15 protein-coding genes (1 of these 15 running past the window's edge) are annotated in these 13,800 nt (G+C 69.0%); 3 read left to right on the top strand and 12 right to left on the bottom strand.

Annotated features, from left to right (window positions below; genetic code table 11):
• The 3 genes from prmC to hisS all read right to left on the bottom strand — a co-directional run.
• On the bottom strand, positions 1–429 hold the 5' portion of the coding sequence (gene prmC, locus PGN16_RS13280) for a peptide chain release factor N(5)-glutamine methyltransferase (protein WP_335309863.1). The gene continues 393 nt to the left of window position 1, outside the view; only the first 429 of its 822 coding nucleotides appear in the window; it begins with the start codon at positions 427–429; its stop codon lies off the left edge, out of view.
• Between the two features lie 639 nt (positions 430–1,068).
• Positions 1,069–2,145, bottom strand: coding sequence for a peptide chain release factor 1 (gene prfA, locus PGN16_RS13275; protein ID WP_335309862.1), 1,077 nt, complete (start codon positions 2,143–2,145; stop codon positions 1,069–1,071).
• 112 nt (positions 2,146–2,257) lie between these two features.
• Positions 2,258–3,481: a histidine--tRNA ligase gene (gene hisS, locus PGN16_RS13270; protein WP_335309861.1), complete on the bottom strand. Its 1,224-nt coding sequence runs from the start codon at positions 3,479–3,481 to the stop codon at positions 2,258–2,260.
• 52 nt (positions 3,482–3,533) lie between these two features.
• Between hisS and PGN16_RS13265 the strand changes: the two genes are divergently transcribed.
• From PGN16_RS13265 to ppa, 3 genes are all read left to right on the top strand, one after another.
• A complete protein-coding gene (locus PGN16_RS13265; protein WP_335309860.1) occupies positions 3,534–4,184 on the top strand; it encodes a DUF1345 domain-containing protein in 651 nt (216 codons plus the stop codon).
• A gap of 71 nt (positions 4,185–4,255) precedes the next feature.
• On the top strand, positions 4,256–6,178 hold the full coding sequence (locus PGN16_RS13260) for a M61 family metallopeptidase (protein ID WP_335309859.1): 1,923 nt from the start codon (positions 4,256–4,258) through the stop codon (positions 6,176–6,178).
• Positions 6,179–6,211: 33 nt separating this feature from the next.
• On the top strand, positions 6,212–6,790 hold the full coding sequence (ppa, locus tag PGN16_RS13255; protein ID WP_335309858.1) for an inorganic diphosphatase: 579 nt from the start codon (positions 6,212–6,214) through the stop codon (positions 6,788–6,790).
• 322 nt (positions 6,791–7,112) lie between these two features.
• Here the strand turns inward: ppa and PGN16_RS13250 are convergent, their stop codons facing one another.
• The 9 genes from PGN16_RS13250 to PGN16_RS13210 form a co-directional block, all read right to left on the bottom strand.
• Complete coding sequence (locus tag PGN16_RS13250) at positions 7,113–7,247, bottom strand: hypothetical protein (RefSeq protein WP_335309857.1); 135 nt, start codon at positions 7,245–7,247, stop codon at positions 7,113–7,115.
• 58 nt (positions 7,248–7,305) lie between these two features.
• Positions 7,306–8,079 (bottom strand): sigma-70 family RNA polymerase sigma factor, encoded by a 774-nt coding sequence (locus tag PGN16_RS13245; RefSeq protein WP_335309856.1) that lies wholly within the window; start codon positions 8,077–8,079, stop codon positions 7,306–7,308.
• The gene (gene flhA, locus PGN16_RS13240) at positions 8,076–10,139 is read right to left on the bottom strand and encodes a flagellar biosynthesis protein FlhA (protein ID WP_335309855.1); all 2,064 of its coding nucleotides are present in this window, start codon (positions 10,137–10,139) and stop codon (positions 8,076–8,078) included. Before flhA ends, PGN16_RS13245 begins: the two co-directional genes overlap by 4 nt.
• Positions 10,140–10,142: 3 nt before the next feature.
• Positions 10,143–10,982, bottom strand: coding sequence for a transglycosylase SLT domain-containing protein (locus PGN16_RS13235; protein ID WP_335309854.1), 840 nt, complete (start codon positions 10,980–10,982; stop codon positions 10,143–10,145).
• Positions 10,983–11,238: 256 nt separating this feature from the next.
• The gene (locus PGN16_RS13230; RefSeq protein ID WP_335309853.1) at positions 11,239–11,550 is read right to left on the bottom strand and encodes a flagellar protein FlgN; all 312 of its coding nucleotides are present in this window, start codon (positions 11,548–11,550) and stop codon (positions 11,239–11,241) included.
• Complete coding sequence (gene flgM / locus PGN16_RS13225; RefSeq protein WP_051273052.1) at positions 11,537–11,818, bottom strand: flagellar biosynthesis anti-sigma factor FlgM; 282 nt, start codon at positions 11,816–11,818, stop codon at positions 11,537–11,539. The genes PGN16_RS13230 and flgM overlap by 14 nt, the downstream gene beginning before the upstream one ends.
• 95 nt (positions 11,819–11,913) lie before the next feature.
• Entirely contained in the window at positions 11,914–12,423 is a 510-nt protein-coding gene (locus tag PGN16_RS13220; protein ID WP_335309852.1) for a flagella basal body P-ring formation protein FlgA, read from the bottom strand.
• Positions 12,420–12,950 (bottom strand): OmpA family protein, encoded by a 531-nt coding sequence (locus PGN16_RS13215; RefSeq protein ID WP_335309851.1) that lies wholly within the window; start codon positions 12,948–12,950, stop codon positions 12,420–12,422. The genes PGN16_RS13220 and PGN16_RS13215 overlap by 4 nt, the downstream gene beginning before the upstream one ends.
• Positions 12,947–13,636 carry a motility protein A gene (locus PGN16_RS13210; RefSeq protein ID WP_335309850.1) on the bottom strand — a complete coding sequence of 230 codons (690 nt, stop codon included), beginning with the start codon at positions 13,634–13,636 and terminating at the stop codon, positions 12,947–12,949. The genes PGN16_RS13215 and PGN16_RS13210 overlap by 4 nt, the downstream gene beginning before the upstream one ends.
• Between the last annotated feature and the right edge of the window lie 164 nt (positions 13,637–13,800).

The raw sequence follows: 13,800 nt of genomic DNA, 5'->3' as shown, positions 1-13,800 counted from the left end.
TGGCGAGGCGTCGACGCCCTTCCCGGTCGCGCCCGGCCATTGATCGAGCGCGGCGAGCAGCAAGGTGCCGGGGCCGGTGCCGAGATCGAGGATGCGGCGCGGTCCGTCGGTGCCCGCGAAATGATCGACCGCAGCCTCGATCAGCGTCTCGCTGTCGGCGCGCGGGATGAGGACGCCGGGACCGACCTGAAGGTCGATCGTCCAGAAGGCGCGGGTGCCGGTGAGATAGGCGACCGGTTCGTGGCGCGCGCGGCGTTCGACGAGTTCGGCGAAGGCGGGGGGGAGGTCGTGGTCTTCGAGCGTGAGCAGCAGGCGGCTGCGGTCGATGCCGAGCGCGTGGGCGAGCAACAGCTCGGCGTCGAGCCGCGCCGTCGGCGAGAAGGCGAAGCGCGCGGCGGCGTCGCGGAGGGCGTCGCGGGCGGTGGTCATGCGGTGGTGACCGGCGCGAATGTTGCGAATGTTGAGACGCTGGCGGGGTTTCTCAACGTTCGGGTTTTGCGGCAGGGAGTGGTTTGGATCCGGCGATCTTTTCTATGATTTACTGAGATAACAACATCTTCCGTCACCCCGGCCTTGAGCCGGGGTCCCGCTTTCACTTCGGTCGACAAGAAGCGGGACCCCGGCTCAAGGCCGGGGTGACGATGGTGTGGTTTGGGGTGGAGTTCGCCTCGCACGCGCGCGAATGTTGTGAATGTTGAGACGGTGGCGCGGTGTCTCAACATCTGCCGCCCGCCCGTCATTGCGAGCGCAGCGACGCAATCCAGGGCGTCCGGGTGGCAACCCTGGATTGCTTCGCTGCGCTCGCAATGACGATGGGGCATGGGCGGGACCAGTCTGGTGAAGATGGCGGAGAATAGCTTGAGATCGCAGGTGTAGGACAGCGCCGCGGCAAAGCCGCGTCGTCGGTCGGGGCGCTGCCCCGCCGGCCGCGCTGGGCTGAGTCCCGTCGCCAGGTGCGACGGGCCAGCCTGCGCTGCGCCGCGGCGAAGCCGCGTCGTCGGTCGGGTGGCTGAAGCCACCCGCCGGCCGGGCTTGCGCGAGTCTTGCCGCGGCACGCGGCAAGCCGCGCTACGCCTCCAGCGTCGCCAGCCGCTCCGCCTCATCCTCTGAAATCAACGCCCCGATCAGCTCATCCATCTCGCCCGCCAGAATCTCCGGCAAACGGTGAAGCGTCAGGTTGATGCGGTGGTCGGTGACGCGCCCTTGCGGGAAATTGTAGGTGCGGATCCGCTCCGACCGATCGCCCGAGCCGACCATCGCCTTGCGCGTCCCCGAGCGTTCCGCGGCGAGCCGCTCGCGCTCCGCCTCGTAGAGCCGAGTACGCAACACCTTGAGCGCCTTGGCCTTGTTCTTGTGCTGCGACTTTTCATCCTGCTGGATCACCACCAGCCCGGTCGGCAAGTGGGTGATCCGCACCGCCGAGTCGGTGGTGTTCACCGACTGCCCGCCCGGCCCCGACGAGCGATAGACGTCGATGCGCAAATCCTTGGCCTCGTCGATCTGGACGTCGACGTCCTCGGCCTCGGGCAGGACCGCGACGGTCGCCGCCGAGGTGTGGATGCGCCCGCCGCTCTCGGTGGCGGGGACGCGCTGGACGCGGTGGACGCCGCTTTCGAACTTCAGTTTCGCGAACACGCCCGAGCCGGTGACGCTGGCGACGACTTCCTTGTAGCCGCCGGCATCGCTGTCCGAGGCGGAGATCAGCTCGACGCGCCAGCCCTGCCCCTCGGCATAGCGCTGGTACATGCGGAACAGGTCGCCCGCGAACAGCGCCGCCTCGTCACCGCCGGTGCCGGCGCGGACCTCGAGCATCGCCGAACGCTGGTCGGCGGCATCGCGCGGCAGCAACGCGAGCGCGAGCTTGCGGTCGGCGGCGTCGAGCGCGGCGCGGTTGTCGCGCAATTCCTCCTCGGCCATCGCGCGCAGCTCGGCATCGGCGTCGCCGGCCATGAAGGCGAGGCTTTCGGCCTCCTGTCGGAGCCGGCGCACCTCGCTGGCGGCCTGCGCGACGGGTTCCAGCTCGGCATATTCCTTCGACACCGCGACGAAGCGGTCACCGTCGAGGTTGCCGGTCGCCATCTGCGCGGCAAGCTCGTCACGGCGCGCCTCGATCTGGCGGATGCGGTCGATCGAGATGCTGGTCATGCGCGCGCCCCGATCGTCACCCCGGCCTCGAGCCGGGGTCCCGCTTCTGCCGCGGCGTTGAAAAGGCAGCGGGGCCCCGGCTCAAGGCCGGGGCGACGGTAGGGAGGCAGGGTCACGCGAGGATCTCGGCGACGCGCGACGTGTCGCCGCGCAGCACGCGGCCGCGGGTGGTGACCGTGTCGCCGTCCATCGCAAAGGTCAGCGTCTCGGCCGGATCGAGCTTGAGCGCCTTGTCGTAACGCTTCTTGGGCGAGCCGGTCGCGACCAGTTCCGCCGCCACGCCAGCGCGACGCAGCTTCGCGAGCGTCGCGACGGCCGCGGTGTGCGCGGCGTCGTTCTCGACGACCAGCACCACCTCGGGCCGCGCCGCCGCCGGCTCCTCCAGCAGCATCGCCAGCCGCTCGACCCCCGCCGCCCAGCCGACGCCCGCGGTCGCCGGGCCGCCGAGGCTCTCGACCAGCCCGTCATAGCGACCGCCGGCCAGCACGGTGCCCTGCGCGCCGAGCCGGTCGGTGACGAACTCGAACGCGGTGTGGCGGTAGTAATCGAGCCCGCGCACCAGCCGCTCGTTGCGGGTCCAGCGCACCTCGGCCGCGTCGAGGCCCTTCTGCACGCTCTCGAAGAACGCACCGGCCTCGACGCTCATGTACGCGTCGATCCCCGGCGCGGCGTCGGCGATCGGGCGGTCGCGCGGGTCCTTGCTGTCGAGGATGCGCAGCGGGTTCTTGTCGAGCCGCGTCAGGCTGTCCTCGCTCAGGTCGCCGCGATGCGCCTCGAAATGTGCGACCAGGGCATCGCGCCACGCATCGCGGGTCGCGGCGTCGCCGAGCGTGTTGAGTTGCAGCGTCACGCCCTCGGCGACACCCAGTTCGTGGAGCAACTGGTCGGCGAGCGTCAGCAGCTCGACATCCGCCGCCGGCTCGGGCGCACCGAGCACCTCGGCGTCGATCTGGTGGAACTGGCGATAGCGGCCCTTCTGCGGGCGCTCGTAGCGGAACACCGCGCCGCTGGTGACCAGCTTGAGTGGCGCGAACTGTTGCCAGCCGTTGGTGATGTACGCGCGCGCGATCCCGGCGGTGAACTCGGGGCGCAGCGTCAGCAGGTCGTCGCCCTTGTCGGGGAAGGTGTACATCTCCTTCGAGACGACGTCGGTGGTCTCGCCGATCGAGCGCGCGAAGACCTGCGTGTCCTCGAACACCGGCACCTCGACGCGTTCGAAGCAATAGAGCCGGCGGACGCGGTCGAAGGTGTCGAGCACGTGCGCGAAGCGGCGCTGCTCGTCACGGAAGATGTCCTGCGTGCCGCGCACGCGCTGCGGGGTGGGAATACGGGCCATAAGAAGGTGCGCATCTAGTCGCGGACGCCGCCGCGCGCTAGCGGCTGTTCGCATGGACGATCGGGCGCGCTGGTGGGGACTGGGACGGCGAATCGCACCGCCGCGCTTCGTGCTGTTCGTGGTGGTGCTGGTCGTCGCGGTTGCGGCGCTGTGGCCGCCGCTCGGGCGCGGGCGCGCGGCGATGGCGGGGTTCGATATCGCCGCGATCGTCTTCCTGCTGAGCATGGTCCGGCTGCCGCGCCACGACAGCCCGGCGCAGATGCGCGTCGTCGCGCAGGCCAATGACGCCAATCGCACGCTGCTGCTGGCGATCACCGCGGCGGTGATGCTGGTGATCCTGACCGCGGTGCACGAGGAATTGCAGGGGCGGCAGAGCGATCCGACGCGGTTGCTGGTGATCGTCACGCTGGCGCTGGCGTGGCTGTTCTCGAACATGGTCTATGCGCTGCACTACGCTCATCTGTTCTATATGCCGGGTGACGACGGGAAAGATGCCGGCGGGATCGACTTTCCGGGGACCGACACGCCCGATTACTGGGACTTCGTCTATTTCAGCTACACGCTGGGGATGACCTTCCAGACCTCCGACGTGACGATCCGCGCAGGCGCGGTGCGGCGCGCGGTGTTGGGGCAGTGCCTCGCCGGGTTCGTGTTCAACCTCGGGGTGATCGCGTTCAGCATCAACGTGTTGGGCGCCAACTGACGGCGGGGGGCTGGACGCGGGCGACGCGGGCTGATTAACCGGGTCAGTCACGCTGTCCTTTGGGAGCCCCGATGATCGCCCGTTTCGCGTCCGCCGCCCTTCTCGCCTCCGTCGCCCTCACCCCGCTCGCCGCGCAGGTCCCCGCCGGCAACAGCGCACCGCAGCCGGTGCCGTTCACCGACACCATCCCGGCCGCGCGCGACGTGCGCTTCCCCGGGACGATCAAGCTGAACGTCGACGCCAGCGATCCGTCGCAGGGAATCTTCCGCGTGACCGAGACGATCCCGGTGCCGCAGGCCGGGCATATGGTGCTGCTGTTCCCGAAGTGGCTGCCCGGCGCGCATAGCCCGCGCGGCGAGATCGAGAAGCTGGCCGGCCTGATCATCACCGCCAACGGCAAGCGCGTGGAATGGACGCGCGATCCGGTCGACGTCTACGCCTTCCATATCGACGTGCCGGCGGGCACGAAGACGGTCGAGGCGCGGTTCCAGTTCATCTCGGCGACGCAGACCAACCAGGGTCGGATCGTGATGACCCCGACGATGATCTCGCTCCAGCCCAATTCGGTGAGCCTCTACCCGGCCGGCTGGTTCACGCGGCAGATCCCGATCCAGATGACGGTGAAGTACCCGGACGGCTGGACCGCGGCGGGCGCGGTGCCAGCGAAGAAGACGGGGTCGACCTACACATACGACACCACCAATTACGAGGTGCTGGTCGATTCGCCGGTGCTGGCGGGCAAGTATGGCAAGGTCTGGCCGCTCTCTCCCCGCGTCAACCTGAACGTCTTCGCCGACGACCCCGCCGAGCTGGTCGCCACCCCCGAGCAGATCGCCGGGCACCAGCGGCTGGTCGAGCAGGCGGTGAAGACCTTCGGCGCGCAGCATTACGACAAATACGAATTCCTGCTGTCGATCACCGACAAATTGGGCGGGATCGGGCTGGAGCATCACCGTTCGAGCGAGAATGGCGTGACGCCGGGCTATTTCACCAAGTGGAACGACGGCCCCGGCCGCCGCAACCTGCTGCCGCACGAGTTCACGCACAGCTGGGACGGCAAGTTCCGGCGCGGCGCGGACCTGTGGACCCCCGACTTCCGCACGCCGATGCGCGATTCGCTGCTGTGGGTCTATGAAGGGCAGACGCAATTCTGGGGCTATGTGCTCCAGGCGCGCTCCGGCCTGGTCAGCAAGCAGGACACGCTCGACCAATATGCCGCGATCATGGCGCTCTACGACAGCCAGCCCGCGCGGCAATGGCGCGCGCTGATCGACACCACCAACGATCCGATCATCTCGCAGCGCCGGCCGAAGGGCTGGACGAGCTGGCAGCGCAGCGAGGATTATTACAACGAAGGGCTGCTCGTCTGGATGGACGTCGACTCGCTGCTGCGCGAGAAATCGGGCGGCGCGAAGTCGATCGACGATTTCGCCCGCGCATTCTTCGGCATCCGCGACGGCGACTGGGGCGAGGTCACCTATACGTTCGAGGATGTCGCCAGGACGTTGAACGGGATCGTGCCGTGGGACTGGGCGGGCTATCTGCGCCGCCGGCTGACCGAACATGCCAGCGGCGCGCCGATCGACGGCTTTGCGCGCAATGGCTATCAATTGTCCTATAGCGAGACGCCGACGTCGTCGTTCAAGGCCGCCGAAGCCGCGTCCAAGTCCACCAACCTCACCTATTCGGGCGGGATGGTGCTCGACTCTTCGGGCACGCTGACCGGCGTGACGTGGGACAGCCCCGCGTTCAAGGCCGGTTTCACGGTGGGCGACCAGATCGTCGCGATCGACGGCGAGGCGTATAGCGCCGACAAACTGAAGGCCGCGATCACCGCCGCAAAGGGCACGAAGGCCGCTATCCCCTTGACGGTCAAGCAAGGTGATCGCTTCCGCAGTGCAGCACTCGACTATCATAATGGCTTGCGTTACCCGCGCCTTCAGAAGATCGGCGCCGGGGAAACCGGTCTCGATCGTCTTCTTGCGCCCCGCTGATCCGGGGCGTTCGCACCTCAAGAGGGGAAGAGAATGCGTATCGACCTGATCCCGGTGGGCAAGAGCCCGCCTGACGACCTGAACGTGGTGATCGAGGTGCCGACCGGCGGCGAGCCGGTGAAATATGAGTTCGACAAGGCGTCGGGCGCATTGTTCGTCGACCGCATCCTGCACACGCCGATGCGCTATCCCGCCAACTATGGCTTCGTGCCGCACACGCTGTCGCCCGACGGCGATCCGCTCGACGCACTGGTCGTCGCGCGCTCGCCGTTCATCCCGGGCTGCGTCGTCCGCGCGCGCCCGATCGCGGTGCTGAACCTTGAGGACGAGGCCGGCGGCGACGAGAAGCTGGTCTGCGTGCCGGTCGACTCGACCTTCCCTTATTACGCGAACGTCGGCGAGAAGGACGACCTGCCCGAGATCGTCTTCGCGCAGATCGAGCACTTCTTCACCCACTACAAGGATCTGGAGAAGAAGAAGTGGGTGCGCATCGGCACCTGGGGCGACCGCGAGGAAGCGCGCCGGATCGTGATGGAAGCGATCGACCGCTACGAGGCCGCCAAGGCCGAGGGCGTCGAGCCGCACGACCATGACGTGCCGGGTCGCGAATAACACCTGAACGGGGGCGACCGGCGGCCATTTGTCGTTTTGATCGCCTCCTCGTCGCCCCGGACTTGATCCGGGGCCCCGCTTCTTCTCGGGTGGTGAGAGAAGAAGCGGGATCCCGGATCAAGTCCGGGATGACGAGCTTGGGTGGTGAGTATCCGCGTTAGAGCGTGATGACGTGAGGTGGAACGTATCGTTCGTCATTGCGAGCGTAGCGAAGCAATCCAGGGCCGGACCAAGACGCCCTGGATTGCTTCGCTACGCTCGCAATGACGGACCAAGTTGACGTCAATCCACTTCGATTGTCACACGACCTGCCACGCCTCCCTCATTCCTGATCGGCGACCGTCAGGTCATCGGGATTGTCGTCCGGCTCGCCTGCGGGCAGCTCGTCCGGGGCGTCGGTGCCATCGGGGTCGCGCTGCTCTTCGCTCAGTGCGGGGTGGCTGCGGGGTTCGGTCATCGCGTTCCTCCTCCTGATCGCCGCACCAACGCACGGCCCCCGGTGAAGGTCGCACCGATCAACGCTGCGTCATCGCCTTCTTCAGCTTGGCATGCGCCGCGCTCTTGATCTGGCAGACGCGCGCCGCACCGATCCCGAGCACCTGACCGATCTCTTCGAGGTTCAGCTCCTCGACGTGATAGAGCTGGATCACGAGCTGCTCGCGCTCCGGCAACGCCGAGATCGCGGCGATCAGCCGGTCGCGGGTCTGCGTTTCGGAGAGCTGCTCGAAGGCATCGGGCTCGTTGCTGGCGAACCACGGCTGGTCGTCGGCATAGACCTCGTCGATCGACTCATATTTGATCGCCTCGGCGGCGGCATAGTCGGTGCGCAGTTTCTCCGGCGTCACCTCCAGCCGCGTCGCCAGCTCGCGCTCGGTCGGCGCCCGGCCATATTCATGGCTCAGCTGATTGACCGCGCGCGCATATTCACGCTTCCGCCGGATCGCGCCGCGCGTCATCGCGGCGTGACGACGCAACTCGTCGATCATCGCGCCGCGCAGGCGGGTGACCAGATATTGCTTGAGCGTCACCTGCCCGCGATCCTCGAACGCAGCGACCGCCTCGACCAGCGCGACCAGTCCGACCTGCACGAGATCCTCGACCTCGATCGCGGTCGAGACACTGCCATGGACGTGCCACGCCAGCCGGCGGACGAGCGGCAGATGCTCGCGCACCAACGCATTCTCGTCGCGCGCGCGCGGCCGCGGCTTGTAGGTGAGCGGCGCGCCGTCGATCGGCGACGTGACGGGCTGGGCGGCGGTGAACGCCTGCGGCATCGGTTCGGCGCTCATGCCGCCAGCGCCTGCTGCTGCGGCTGGTTGCCGATAATCGCGACGACCTCGACGGCCTTGTCCTCGGGGACTTCGAAGAAGCTCATGACGGGCGTATCCGGTAGAACGGTGCGGACGAGTTTGCGGATCGCGACGCGGATCGCGGGCTGGACGACCAGCGCGAACGGCTTCGCTTCCGCGATGAGCGGCTGGGCCGCGGCTTGCAGCGCGTCGACGATGCGACGGCCGAGTTCGGGTTCGATGACGTGGCGGCCGGGATCCTGCCGCGCGGCCTGGCCGAGCAATTGCTCCAGCCCGCCCTCCAGCGTCATCACGCGCAGCGGCTCGCGCACGCCGGCCAGCTTGGCGATGATCAGCGAGCCCAGTTCGGGGCGGATCAGCTCGATGATCTCGACCGGGTCGGCGCTGCGCTGCGCGGCGATCGAGATCGCGGCGGCGATGCGGCGGAATTCGCGGAGCTGGATGCCTTCCGACAACAGCCCCTTCAGCACCGTCGCCAGCGAGGTGAGCGGCAGCGGCGCCAGCGCGGCGACCAGTTGCGGCGCACGCTCCTTCAGCTCGTCGAGCAGCGACTGGACCTCATCCGCGCCCAGCAGGTCGCCGGCGTTCGCGCCCAGCGCATGGTTGAGGTGCGTGGCGATCACGGTGCCCGAATCGACGACCAGATAGCCCTGGCCGGTCGCGACATCGGCGTCGCCGGTCGCGATCCATGTCGCGTCGAGCCCGAAGGTCGGGTCCTTGGCCTTCTTGCCGATCAGCTCGCCGAAGCCCTGACCGGTGTCGAGCGCCAGCATCTCGTCGGGCGAGACCTGATCCTCGCCGACGCACACCCCGCCCAGCATGACGCGATAGGTATAGGGCGCGAGGTTGATGTCGTCGCGGACGCGGACCTGCGGCACCACGAAGCCGAGTTCCTTCGACAGCTGGCGGCGCACGCCGGTGATGCGGCCCATCAGCGGAGCGCCTCGACGCTCGTCGACCAGCGGGACCAGCCCGTAGCCGATGTCGAGATTGACCAGCATCGTTTCCGACACTTCGTCCCAGCCGATCTTGGAGGGATCGGGCGCCTCGACCGGCGGCGGCGTCTCGACGATCGCGGGGCGTTTGGCGATCTGGTGCAGCTTCCACGCGGCGAACCCGGCGGCACCGGCGAGCGGCAGGATGACGAAATGCGGCATCCCCGGCAGCACGCCGAGCAGCGTCAGGATCACGGCGACCGGCGTCCAGGTCCGCGCCGAGCCGAACTGGCTGCCGATCTGGCCGGCGAGATCCTTCTCGGACTTCACGCGGGTGACGATCGCGGCGGCGGCGATGGAGAGCAGCAGCGCCGGCACCTGCGCGACCAAAGCGTCGCCGATCGCGAGCATCGTATAGGTCTGCGCGGCCTTGGCGATCGTCAGCGAGTGGCTGACCGGGCCGAGGATCAGCCCGCCGACGATGTTCGCGGCAAGGATCAGCAGGCCGGCGACCGCGTCGCCCTTCACGAACTTCGACGAACCGTCCATCGAGCCGTAGAATTCGGCCTCGGTGGCGACGTCGACGCGGCGCTTCTTGGCCTCGTCGGGGGTGATGAGGCCGGCGTTGAGATCGGCGTCGATCGCCATCTGCTTGCCGGGCAGCGCGTCGAGCGTGAAGCGCGCCGACACTTCGGAGACGCGGCCTGCGCCCTTGGTGACGACGATCAGGTTGATGATGACGATGATCGCGAACACGAACAGGCCGACGACATAGTCGCCGCCGATCACGAACGATCCGAACGCCTCGATGACATGCCCCGCCGCCGCCGAGCCGGTGTGGCCGTGAACGAGCACGATGCGCGTCGACGCGACGTTCAGCCCGAGCCGGAACAGCGTCGCGAACAGCAGCACGGTCGGGAAGGACGAGAAGTCGAGCGGCTTCTCGGCATTCAGCGCGACCATCAGCACCGCGAGGCTGATCGTGATGTTCATGATGAAGAACACGTCGAGCATGAAGGCCGGGATCGGCACGACCATGAGGACGACGAGCAGCAGGATCGCGGCGGGCAGCGCACCCTGACGCATGTGGGCGAGGATCTTCATCGTTTAGCGCCCCAGCCCGGCGAGCATCATATAGGCGAGCCGCGCATTGTCGGGCGACGGGCGCAGCAGGCTGGCGCCCGTGTTGCGCTGCCCGAGTGCCGATTTCGCCCAGTCGAGCGCGTCGGTCGCGCTCTGTCCGGTGCCGGTGACGACGGTGGCGTCCTCGCCCATGGCGAGCGCCTGCGCGGCGAACTGCCACTGGTTGTTGGCCTTGGCGGTCGCGGCGGCATCGCCACCGTCGCCCAGCTTGTCGGCGAAGCGCTTGTACACCTCCGACAGCGAACGCGCCGAACCGTCACGCTCGAAGAACACGCTGCGATTGGCGCGCGCCGCGGTCGGGAACACCGCCGCGGCGCTGCGATCGGGATTGCTCTGCATCGCCGACAGGAAGGTGCGCGCACCGCCGATGCCGAGGAAGTGCGCCATATACAGATCGGTGCCGGTCGCCTCGCGACCCGTCACCGCCTCGATCGCGGCCTTGTTGTCGCTGGCATGCTCGGCGGCCATCAGCGCGGAGACTTCGGGGTTGTTGCGCAAGCCCAGGATCGCCTGACGATTGCCGCCCGACACGGTGTAGCGCCCGCCCGACTTCTGGATGCTGTCGGCGGCCCAGCCGAGACCATGCTCGGCGCCATGCTGTTTGACGACCGCGAGCCAGCTCTGATCGAGGAACTGGTACAGCCCGGTCGCCGACGAGGTGCCCGAGCGCGCATTGGCGTTCAGCCCGCTCTCCAGCCGCGCCTGACCCATCAGATAATCGAAGTCGACGCCGGTGCGCTGCGCGGCGCGCTGGATCGCGGACGTGACGCGCTGGGTGGCAGAAGTGATCGCGGAAACGCTCATGCCCGGCATTTCTGCAAGGGGCGTGCCAAAAGGGTGAGGCCGGCAAAACACCGTCGCCCCTGCGCAGGCAGGGGCCCATGTCTGCATCGTCCGGGCGAGCGACCTGACACAAACGCGTTGCAGCCTGTGTCGGCGTTGCGCGCGACGCGACAGCCATAGGCCCCTGCCTTCGCAGGGGCGACGGGCCTCGCCCGGTGGAATCGAAACGCCCCGGGGGTGGGCCGGGGCGTCGTCGTGTCAGCGGTGATTCCGTGGGTCAGGCGTAGGCGGCGGCGCTGCGGCCGTAGGAGCTGCCGCCCTGACCGGAAAGAAGTTGCAGGCGGCGGCGAACATTTGCCGCCATCAGGTTCACGTAGATGCGGCAGGTATCGTTGAGGCGGTCGGCCTCCTCGACCAGCCCGCGCAGTTCCGGCGTGGCGGGGCCATCGCCGAGCTGCTGCAATTCCTCGATCGCGCGCAGCTTGTTCGCGGTGGCGCGCTCCAGCGCGTTCATGTCGTTGCTCTTCAGCGCCGCGATCTCTGCGTGGAGCAGGTCGATCACGCGGACCAGCGCGTCACGCCGCGTCATTGCGGGACACCCAGTCGTAGCGCAGCGCGATGAACTGATCGGCGATCGTCGACGGCGACAACGGGAAGGTCCCGTTGGCGAGCGCGGTCTTGATCTGCTGCACGCGGTCGGCGTTGACCGGCGGCTCGGCCGCCATCGCGCTGGCCAGCGCGCCCGGCGCCTGCGTCGCGTCCGTGCCCGTCTGCTTCGTGACCGGCGCCGCCTCGGCGACCGGCGCGGCCTTTGCGGTCCGCTGGACGGCGGAGACGGGGGAAACCCCCGCCCTCACCGTCGCTGATCCTACTGATTCCACCATGTCCACACCCGTGGGTTTCCGCTGACACCGGCAGAAACGACCGTTGGGGCGGCGGCTTTAGCACTTTTTTATTCCGGCCAGCCGGGCAGCGTCGCGCGGCCCGCGTCGACCGCCACCGCCTGCACCGGACGCGCGGCATCGTTGACGCGCACCATCACGCGTCCGCCAGGCGCGGCATCGGCCATCGCCACGCCCTCACGCGTGATCGAGAAGCCGTCCGAGCCGGCCTCGATCGTCACGGTGTCGCCACGCCGGATCACCGGCTCGGCGCGCGGTGCCGGTGCGACGGCGCCGGTGCGGACGACTGCCGGCGCGGCGCTGGCGGCGCGCGGTGGCGCGATGACAGGCACGAAGATTCGCCACGCGGGGTCGGCGCAGGCGACCACCACCGCATCATGCGCGTCGGTGCGCCACGACAGCGCGACCATCCCGCAGGTGGCGAGCCGCAGCCGCGCATCGACCGGCGCGCGCGCGCCGCCCTCGCTGCCGATCGGGCGCGTGGTGAAGGCGGCGACCGCGCGGTCGATCGCGGCGGTATCCTGGAAGGCGAGCGAGGCGGCGGCGAGCAGCGCGATCATCTGGGGGTTCCTTGCGAATTGGCCTCGCCGGCGAAGGCGAGCGTGACGGCCACCGCGCGGGGACCGTGCGCGGGCGTCGTGGAAAGCAGCAGCCGCGCATCCGGCACCCCGCCCGCCGCCAAGGCGGCGGCGACCGCGCGGGCGCGATCGGCGGCGAGCACCGTCGCGCTGCGCGAGGCGGGATCGACGTCGGCGGCACTGCCGTCGGTGCTGGCGGTGACGGTCAGCCGCACGCGCGGGTCGCGCAGCTCGGCGCGCGCCCAGGCGAGCAACGCGTCGGTCGATTGCGGCAACACCGCCGAGCCGGGCGCGAAGCCCGCGACGCCGTGGCTGGCGACCGGCATCGCGGCGGGAGCGGGCTCGACCCCAAACCCTTCGGCGATGCCACGCGCCAGATCGTGCGGGGTCAGCGTCTGATTGGCCTGAAGCAGCACGAAGAAGCCGACCAGCAACAGCGCCAGATCGGCGAGCGTGATCAGCCACAACGGACGGCCGGGCTGGACATCGAGCAAGGCGTCGTCGTTCATGCGGCCTCGTCCTGCGCGACGATCGCCAGCGGCGCTTCCGCGTCATGCGCGCGCGCACGGACGCGCGGCGCCTCGCGCTCGGCCAGCGCGGCGAGCGGCGCGAGCAGCCGCTCGCGCTCCAGCAGTTCGGCGCGCGCCGCGGTGCGCAGCCGCGCCGCGATCGGCATCGCGACGAGATTGGCGAGCAACGCGCCATATAAGGTGGCGAGCAGCGCGACCGCCATCGCCGCGCCGATCGCCTGCGGATCGCTCATCCGCGTGAACATCGCGACCAGCCCGATCAGCGTGCCGATCATCCCCATCGCCGGGGCGGTCTCGGCCATGCCGGTCCAGCATTCGACGACGATCCGGTGACGCTCGGCGCGCTGGCGGCGCGCGGTGTCGAGCGCCTCGACGACCACCGGCGCCTGCGCGCCGTCGACGATCAACACGATCGCCGCGGCGATATCGGCGTCGCGGATCACGCTGCGATCGAGCGCATGGACACCGTGGCGCTGCGCGATCCGCGACAGCGTCGCGATCTGCTCCAGCCGCGTTTCCGCACGGAAGCGGCGGCGCGGCAGCGTGGCGAGCGCGAGCAACGCCCGCGCAAGATCGCGCAGCGGGGTGCGCAGAACGGTCGCCAGCATCGTGCCGCCCAGCACGATCGCCAGCGCCACGGGGTCGAGAAGCAGCGCAGGTGTCATGCCCGCCCCGTTGCAAGCCGTGGGCCAAGTGAGTCGGGCGCTTGTGCGGACGGCAGCGCCGCGCGCGGGCGGCAAGGGGATTTGCCGGCAACCGGCAAGCCTTTGCCGGTCGGTCGCCGCTCTTTCGTCATTGCGAGCGCAGCGAAGCAATCCAGGGCGTCCTG

Origin of the sequence: Sphingomonas phyllosphaerae, assembly GCF_036946485.1 — a bacterium.
Classification (GTDB): domain Bacteria; phylum Pseudomonadota; class Alphaproteobacteria; order Sphingomonadales; family Sphingomonadaceae; genus Sphingomonas; species Sphingomonas phyllosphaerae_E.
Note: the sequence above shows the minus strand (reverse complement) of the source record. Positions and strands in the feature narration are given on the sequence as shown.

Coding starts and splice junctions, on each gene's coding strand:
- prfA (WP_335309862.1), bottom strand. CDS start 2,145: ATGACCAGCATCTCGATCGACCGCATCCGCCAGATCGAGGCGCGCCGT.
- hisS (WP_335309861.1), bottom strand. CDS start 3,481: ATGGCCCGTATTCCCACCCCGCAGCGCGTGCGCGGCACGCAGGACATC.
- PGN16_RS13265 (WP_335309860.1), top strand. CDS start 3,534: ATGGACGATCGGGCGCGCTGGTGGGGACTGGGACGGCGAATCGCACCG.
- PGN16_RS13260 (WP_335309859.1), top strand. CDS start 4,256: ATGATCGCCCGTTTCGCGTCCGCCGCCCTTCTCGCCTCCGTCGCCCTC.
- ppa (WP_335309858.1), top strand. CDS start 6,212: ATGCGTATCGACCTGATCCCGGTGGGCAAGAGCCCGCCTGACGACCTG.
- PGN16_RS13250 (WP_335309857.1), bottom strand. CDS start 7,247: ATGACCGAACCCCGCAGCCACCCCGCACTGAGCGAAGAGCAGCGCGAC.
- PGN16_RS13245 (WP_335309856.1), bottom strand. CDS start 8,079: ATGAGCGCCGAACCGATGCCGCAGGCGTTCACCGCCGCCCAGCCCGTC.
- flhA (WP_335309855.1), bottom strand. CDS start 10,139: ATGAAGATCCTCGCCCACATGCGTCAGGGTGCGCTGCCCGCCGCGATC.
- PGN16_RS13235 (WP_335309854.1), bottom strand. CDS start 10,982: ATGAGCGTTTCCGCGATCACTTCTGCCACCCAGCGCGTCACGTCCGCG.
- PGN16_RS13230 (WP_335309853.1), bottom strand. CDS start 11,550: ATGACGCGGCGTGACGCGCTGGTCCGCGTGATCGACCTGCTCCACGCA.
- PGN16_RS13220 (WP_335309852.1), bottom strand. CDS start 12,423: ATGATCGCGCTGCTCGCCGCCGCCTCGCTCGCCTTCCAGGATACCGCC.
- PGN16_RS13215 (WP_335309851.1), bottom strand. CDS start 12,950: ATGAACGACGACGCCTTGCTCGATGTCCAGCCCGGCCGTCCGTTGTGG.
- PGN16_RS13210 (WP_335309850.1), bottom strand. CDS start 13,636: ATGACACCTGCGCTGCTTCTCGACCCCGTGGCGCTGGCGATCGTGCTG.